Here is a 6,455-nt window from a genome sequence, read left to right on the forward strand (position 1 = left end):
GGATGAGTCCGTCATCGCCGAGCCGTGTCCGGAGCGCCTTGAACGTCGCGTCGTCAACCCGATGCTTGCGGATGAGCTCGCGCGTGAACTCCACGATCTGGGCGTCCTCCGGCGGGATGCCGCGCGCGTGCTTCTCGCGGACGGCCGTGATGGTGGTCTCCGGCACGCCGAGCCGCCGGGCGCCACCCGTCTGCGCGCCCCACACGTAGACCGCGTCGAGCTCCCTCGCCACGGTCATCGCCGCGAGCACGCGCACCCGCATGTCGAGCGAGCCCTCGAAGCGGACGAAGGCGCCCAGATGCGCGAGGCGGCCGGCCAGCTCCGGGCAGTGGAGGAACATCGTGAACGGCCCCTGCAGCGCGCCACGGCTCTGGACGATGCCGTCCACGATCGCGTGGTCTTTGGGAGGGACCTGGTCCTTGCTGGTGATGGACGGTAGCCTTGCCATCTGTGGTCTCCGCGTTGACTAGCTCACCATCGGGTAGGTGCGCTGACGCGCCGCTGGGTGTCCTCGAGTGTCGCGCCCCGCATCACTTCCTTGCGCACGGCCTCGACCATGTCGTGCACATCGCCGCGGAAGGTGCGAAGCCAGTCGCGGCCCGCCACCTCGCCGTGGCGCGTAAGTAACATAAAGCCCGTTCTCAGTCATGGCCCGCCGCGCCCGAGGGTCCTCCCTCGGGACCTGCCTTGTCACAGTCGATCCGGCGGGTGTCCGGGCCCGCTTCGTGCAGGATCAGGTCGGGCGCGGTCATCTCCTCTATTTCTTCAGCGCCTCACGCATGCGGGCCAGGGCGGTGCCGTACACATGGTCGGGCCGCAGGACCATCGCGACGCGCTTGTCGGCCTCCGTGATCCGGTCGTACTCGTCCCAGTCCGCGCTGCGCCGCCGCGTGGTGGCGCTGAAGATGTGTCGGCGGGCCCTGCGGAGTGTCTCGGGGTCGCTGTTGCCGGAGTGGGTGAGCTCCGCCTGGCCCTCGAACACCAAGAACCCCGACCACCAATCGGCGTGAGAGACCAGGACTGAGCAGCGAGGGTCGCGGAGCAGGTTCTTGAACTTCATCCGGTTCTCCGTGATGGAGATGCCCACCCCGCCCTCTCGGGGGTACACGGTGACAATGCTGAGCTGGGGCAGGCCGTTCCGCCTGAACGAGGTCAGCACGCCCTGCGGGTTGTCATGGAGGAACTGCTCGATTTGGGGAGCCAGCTCGGCTTCTCTCGGCATCGGTACGCTCCTTCATGACGGTGGCGCGACGTCGACCGGCTCGGGGCGCATTCTACCCCCGAACCTCGGGGCCAGCCGTATCGTTCCGTGGACGTTGACGGCTTGGTCGGCGGACACCACCCTGTGGAGTACACTCAGGGTTGGAGGTGACGGCCATGGCCGCCCGGGGTGCCCCAGCCCCTGAACGGGCGCCCATTCGGCCCCTCTACCCTTCTAGGAATTGTTCGCAACCGGACGGTTACGAACACCAAGGGAGTGCCTTGAACGGGATTCGTGCGCTGGTGGGACAAACTTTGGCTTTCAGCATTCAAGGGATCGCGGTCCGCTCAGAGGGGCGCCCTGAGCCTCCCTGATCGTTGCGGGGGTCGGATTTGAACCGGCGACCTTTGGGTTATGAGGTGAATTGCGCGCGCCAGAGCAACGCTCCTGCTGAGGGGTTCTTCCCTATGGGCCCGCAGAGGTCAGCGGGTGCCGCGAAGCGAGGCGGCGGCGGCCTCCACCGCCTTGACGATGCCCTGGTAGCCGGTGCAGCGGCAGAGCACCGCGGAGAGGCCCTGACGGATCTCGGCCTCGGTCGGTCGGGGATTGGTCTGGAGCAGATCGAGCGCCGTGAGCAGCATGCCGGGCGTGCAGAAGCCGCACTGAAGGCCGTGGTGCTCGTGAAAGGCCTCCTGGAGCGGATGAAGCCTGCCGTCCTTCATCAGCCCCTCGATCGTCAGCAGGTCTGCGCCGTTCGCCTGAACCGCCAGCATGAGGCACGAGCGGGCCGCCTCGCCGTTCACGAGCACCGTGCAGGCGCCGCAGACGCCGTGCTCGCAGCCGACATGAGTCCCGGTCAGCCCCAGGTCTTCCCGGAGAAAGTCGACCAGGAGTTTTCGCGTCTCGCAACGCCCCTCGCGCAGCTGGCCGTTGACCGTCAACCGGATCGGGACGAGATCGGACACTCAGCGGCTTCCCATTCGGGCGACCGCCCGGCGCAGGGCGCGGCCGGTCAGCACGCGGGTCAGGTTGCGGCGATAGGCGGCCGAGGCGTGAATGTCGGTGTCGGGCTCGACCAGCTCGGCCGCCCGGCGCGCCGCCGCCTCGATGGCGGCATCCGAGAACCCCTCGCGCTCGAGGATCTCCTCGGCCTGGCGCAGCCGGGTCGGCACGGGCCCGGCGCCCGCCGTGACGAGGCGGGCCGTGCAGCCTTCCCCCTGCCCGACAACCATCGCCGCGATGCCCACGATGGCAAAGTCGCCGTGGCGGCGGCTGAACTCTTCGAACGCGAATCCGGCGCCGTCCGGCATGGCGGGGAGGCGCACTTCGATGAGTATCTCGTCGGGCCCGAGGCTCGTCGTCAGATAGCTCTGGAAGAGCTCGGAGGCCCGGAGCGTCCGCTCGCCGTGCGGCCCGCGCGCGACGACCACGCCGTCGAGCGCCGTCAGGATCGCCGGGTACTCGGCGGACGGATCGGCATGCGCGAGGCTGCCGCCGATGGTTCCGCGCGTGCGGATCGGGAGATGTCCCACGAGGGTGGTCGCCTCGGCCAGGAGCGGCAGCCGCCGCCGGACGACCGGGGAGAACTCGATCGCCCGCTGGCGCGTCATGGCGCCGAACCGGATCTGGCCGTCGTCTTCGCGGATGTAGGCGAGGCTCGCGATCGCGTTCAGGTCGATGAGCGCCGCGGGCCGGGCGAGGCGGAAGTTCATGAGCGGCATCAGGCTCTGGCCGCCGGCCAGCAGCTTGGCCTCGCCGCCGTAGCGCGTGAGCAGGGCGACCGCCTCGTCGACGGTCGCTGGGGCGTGATAGGCGAAGCGTGCCGGCTTCACGGGTGCGGGGCGCCCTTGGCCTGCCCGGCGCGCTCGATCAGCGCCCAGAGCCGCGTCGGCGACATCGGCAGCTCGGTGATCCGCACGCCCATCGGAGCCAGCGCATCGCTGACCGCGTTCGCGATCACGGCGGGGACCGTCATGGAGCTGGACTCGCCGAGCCCCTTGGAGCCGAGCGGCGTCAGCGGCGAGGGCGAGACGATGTGGGCGATGTCGATGACGGGCGCCTCGGAGGCCGTCGGCACCAGGTAGTCCATGAAGGAGCCCGTCAGGAACTGCCCGTCGTCATCGTACTGGAGCTCCTCGAACAAGGCGCCGCCCAGCCCGTGGAGCGCGCCGCCGTAGATCTGGCCCTCCGCGATCATCGGGTTGATGATCGTCCCCGCGTCGTGGACCGTGGCGTAGCGCAGGATCTTGATGGCGGCCGTCTCGGGATCCACCTCGACCGCCATCACCTCGGCGATGAAGCCGTAGGTGTTCGACGAGTTGACGCAGTCGTTCTCATCGACGGCCTTGGAGACCGTGAAGCCGAACACGGCGCTCGCCTCCAGCCCCGGCTCCATGCCTTCGGGCAGGGATTCCGTGTTCCAGTGGGCGCGCCCCGCCAGGTCCTTGACGGAGTAGGAGGGCCCCTTGCCGGCCTTCGCCCGCACCGCGCCGTCGCGGAACTCGAGCTCGGCGGCCGGCCGCGCCATCAAATGCGCCGCATACTCGATCAGCTTGGCCTTGAGCTTCCGCGCGGCCAGCGCGACGGCGCTGGTGCCGACCGAGCCGAACCGGCTCGAGTACGTGCCGGAGGAGATCGACCAGAAGCGCGTGAAGGTGTCCATCTCGTCGACGACGGTGACATCCTCGGGCGTGAGCCCCAGCTCGTCGGCGACGATCTGCGATACGACGGTCTGATGCCCCTGCCCCTGGGGAGTCGTGGCGAGGATGGCGGTGACACGCCCGAGCGGATCCACCCTGATCGTCGCGGCGTCCACGGCGCCGGACTTCGGCAGGTACTCGGGCTTGGCGCGGAACTGGGGATCGAGCGCCGTCGCCACGTAACCCATGTTCGAGACGGAAGGGTCGACCGCCAGCGCCACACCGATGCCGAAGCAGCGACCCGCGGCGCGGGCCCGCACCTGCTCACGGCGAAGCTCCTGGTACTTCGCCAGTTCGAGCGCCTTCTCGAGGGCGGCGGGGTAATCGCCGCTGTCGTAGAGACCGCCCGTGGGCGACCGGTACGGGAACTGCCCGGGCTGGATCAGGTTGCGCCGTCTCAGCTCGGCTGGATCCAGGCCGAGCCGCTCGGCCAGGAGGTCCATCATCCGCTCGGTCTCGAAGTAGAGGTGGCCGCACGCGTAGCCCCGGTTGGGCCCGGTCAGGCTCTTGTTGGTCATGACCACGGAGGCATCGACCTCGAGATTCTGAAAGCGGTACGGGCCGACGAAGTTGCCGGTGGGGCGGAAGCTGCATCCCGGCTCCGGGCTCCTGATGTACCCGCCGACGTTGTCGAGCCAGCGGAAGCGCATGCCGAGGATGGTCCCGTCCTTCTTCGCGGCGAGCTCGCGGTAGGCGACGCGATCGGTGCCGCTCGACGAGGCCAGCAGGTGCTCGTGCCGGTCCTCGATCCACTTGACCGGCACCCCCGTCAGCCGGGCCGCCAGCGCCACCAGCGCCATGTAGGGGTACATGCTCGACTTGATCCCAAAGCTCCCGCCGATGTCGGCCGGCACGATGAAGCGGAGCTTGTTCTCGGGCACGCCTAACACGCGGGCCGTGAGAGGGTGCATGATGAACGGCCCCATGAAGTTCGACCAGAGCGTGTAGACGCCGTCGAGCGGGTCCCATCGCGCGATGACTCCGTAGGTCTCGATGGGAGTCGAGCTGTACTTGGGATAACGAAAGCGCTCGCGGATCACGATCTCGGCTTGCGCGAACGCGCCGTCGGGATCGCCGTAGACGAGCCGCCGGTGCCCCGCCAGGTTGGACCCCACCGCCTCGTGGAGCACGGGCGCGTCGGGCTCGAGCGCGCGCTCGACGTCCACGACGGCCGGCAGCGGCTCGTATCGGACAACGACCGCCTCCGCCGCGTCCTCGGCCAGGTACCGATTGCGGGCCACGATCACGGCCACCGGCTCTCCGACGAAGCGCGCCTTGTCGGTGGCGGCGCAGTAGTAGCGCACCGGGGCCGTCACGCCCACCGAGAAGGGCTTGGTCAGCTTCGCCACGTCGTCCCCGGTGACAGCTCCTACCACGCCCTCCATGGCGAGGGCCGCCGACACGTCGTAGCCCAGGATGCGCGCGTGCGCGTGCGGCGAGCGGACGATGGCGGCGTGGTGCACGTTGGAGCAGGGTGAATAGTCATCGATGAAGTTTCCACGGCCGGTCAGGAGCCGCGCGTCCTCAACGCGCTTCACCGGCTGCCCGATCCAGCTTCGCGCGGTCGACGGCTCTGCCGGCGTTGCGTGGTCTTTCATTCAGTCTCCTCTCGGCGACGACCGATCTTAGTCGCTCCACCGGGAAGCGTCAAGGACGTGCGGTCAATCGTCTTGAACTACACAGCGGGAGCCGTCCAGGGGACCATCAGGCAACGGCAGGGCAGACGTCCGCGGCGGCCCCGGCTTTGGCGATCGTCAGATCTATCCCGCGCCCCGAGACGCAGAACAGCGCCTCAAGGCCGTGGCTCGAGCGGGGGCGTAAGCGAGCCGGCGCAGGCCTGAACCGGCGTATCCATCTCTGGGCATGGGCAGAGCGGCGCGGGCGCGCTACCCAGAGGCATGGGATGTGTCACGCCCGTGTATCCCCCCCGAGACGCCGAGCACACCGTGCTCCACCAGGTCGTCGCCGAGCATCTGGAGGTCTTCCTGCGCGCGGTGGCGGCGGCCGGCGACGGGGTGGGCCTGCCGCAGTTCGTGGAGCGCGAGTTCCGGGAGTTTCTGCTGTGCGGCGTGTACGAGGCCGGCGTGGCGCGGTTTCGGTGCGAGGGTTGCGCCCGCGAGCACCTGCTGCCATTTTCGTGCAAAGGGCGGGCGTGGTGTCCCAGTTGCGGCGGCCGGCGGATGACGGAGCGCGCCGCCCACCTGGTGGACGCGGTGCTGCCGTGGGTGCCGGTGCGGCAGTGGGTCCTGACGGTGCCGTATCGGCTCCGGTACCAAATGGCCTGGAACCACGGGCTGAGCCGCGCGGTGCTGCGGGTGTACACGCGCGTGCTGCTCGACCTGTACGCGCGCGGCGCTCGCCGGCTCGGCGTGGCGGGTGGACGCACCGGCAGCGTCACCGTCATGCAGCGGGCAGGGTACCGCCGTTCATACTGCGACCTCCTGCACGAACAAAGCCTCAATCGGCCACCTTCGTGCGGTTCAGGGGCGTCTCAACGGAGCCGCGAGGCGCTCGAGCCTCGCGGCGGTGTCCTCGGCGATCTCAAGCCACCACAC

General features: G+C 69.2%; 7 protein-coding genes. 1 reads left to right on the forward strand and 6 read right to left on the reverse strand.

Annotated elements, in window-relative coordinates:
* From Q7W02_12950 to Q7W02_12975, 6 genes are all read right to left on the reverse strand, one after another.
* Positions 1–448: carboxymuconolactone decarboxylase family protein (locus Q7W02_12950; GenBank protein MDO8477076.1), on the reverse strand; the 448-nt coding region annotated here is incomplete at its 3' end.
* 23 nt (positions 449–471) lie between these two features.
* Entirely contained in the window at positions 472–630 is a 159-nt protein-coding gene (locus tag Q7W02_12955; protein ID MDO8477077.1) for a hypothetical protein, read from the reverse strand.
* A 127-nt stretch (positions 631–757) separates the two neighbouring features.
* Positions 758–1,222, reverse strand: a complete 465-nt coding sequence (locus Q7W02_12960) for a TIGR03618 family F420-dependent PPOX class oxidoreductase (protein MDO8477078.1) — start codon at positions 1,220–1,222, stop codon at positions 758–760.
* Between the two features lie 461 nt (positions 1,223–1,683).
* The gene (locus tag Q7W02_12965; protein ID MDO8477079.1) at positions 1,684–2,166 is read right to left on the reverse strand and encodes a (2Fe-2S)-binding protein; all 483 of its coding nucleotides are present in this window, start codon (positions 2,164–2,166) and stop codon (positions 1,684–1,686) included.
* A complete protein-coding gene (locus Q7W02_12970; GenBank protein ID MDO8477080.1) occupies positions 2,167–3,033 on the reverse strand; it encodes a xanthine dehydrogenase family protein subunit M in 867 nt (288 codons plus the stop codon).
* Positions 3,030–5,498, reverse strand: a complete 2,469-nt coding sequence (locus Q7W02_12975; protein MDO8477081.1) for a xanthine dehydrogenase family protein molybdopterin-binding subunit — start codon at positions 5,496–5,498, stop codon at positions 3,030–3,032. The genes Q7W02_12970 and Q7W02_12975 overlap by 4 nt, the downstream gene beginning before the upstream one ends.
* A gap of 318 nt (positions 5,499–5,816) precedes the next feature.
* On the opposite strand from Q7W02_12975, the gene Q7W02_12980 reads away from it, so the two are divergent.
* A partial coding sequence (locus tag Q7W02_12980; protein MDO8477082.1) for a transposase zinc-binding domain-containing protein occupies positions 5,817–6,455 on the forward strand: 639 nt, incomplete at its 3' end.

It is taken from the genome of Candidatus Rokuibacteriota bacterium (assembly GCA_030647435.1).
GTDB lineage: Bacteria > Methylomirabilota > Methylomirabilia > Rokubacteriales > CSP1-6 > AR37.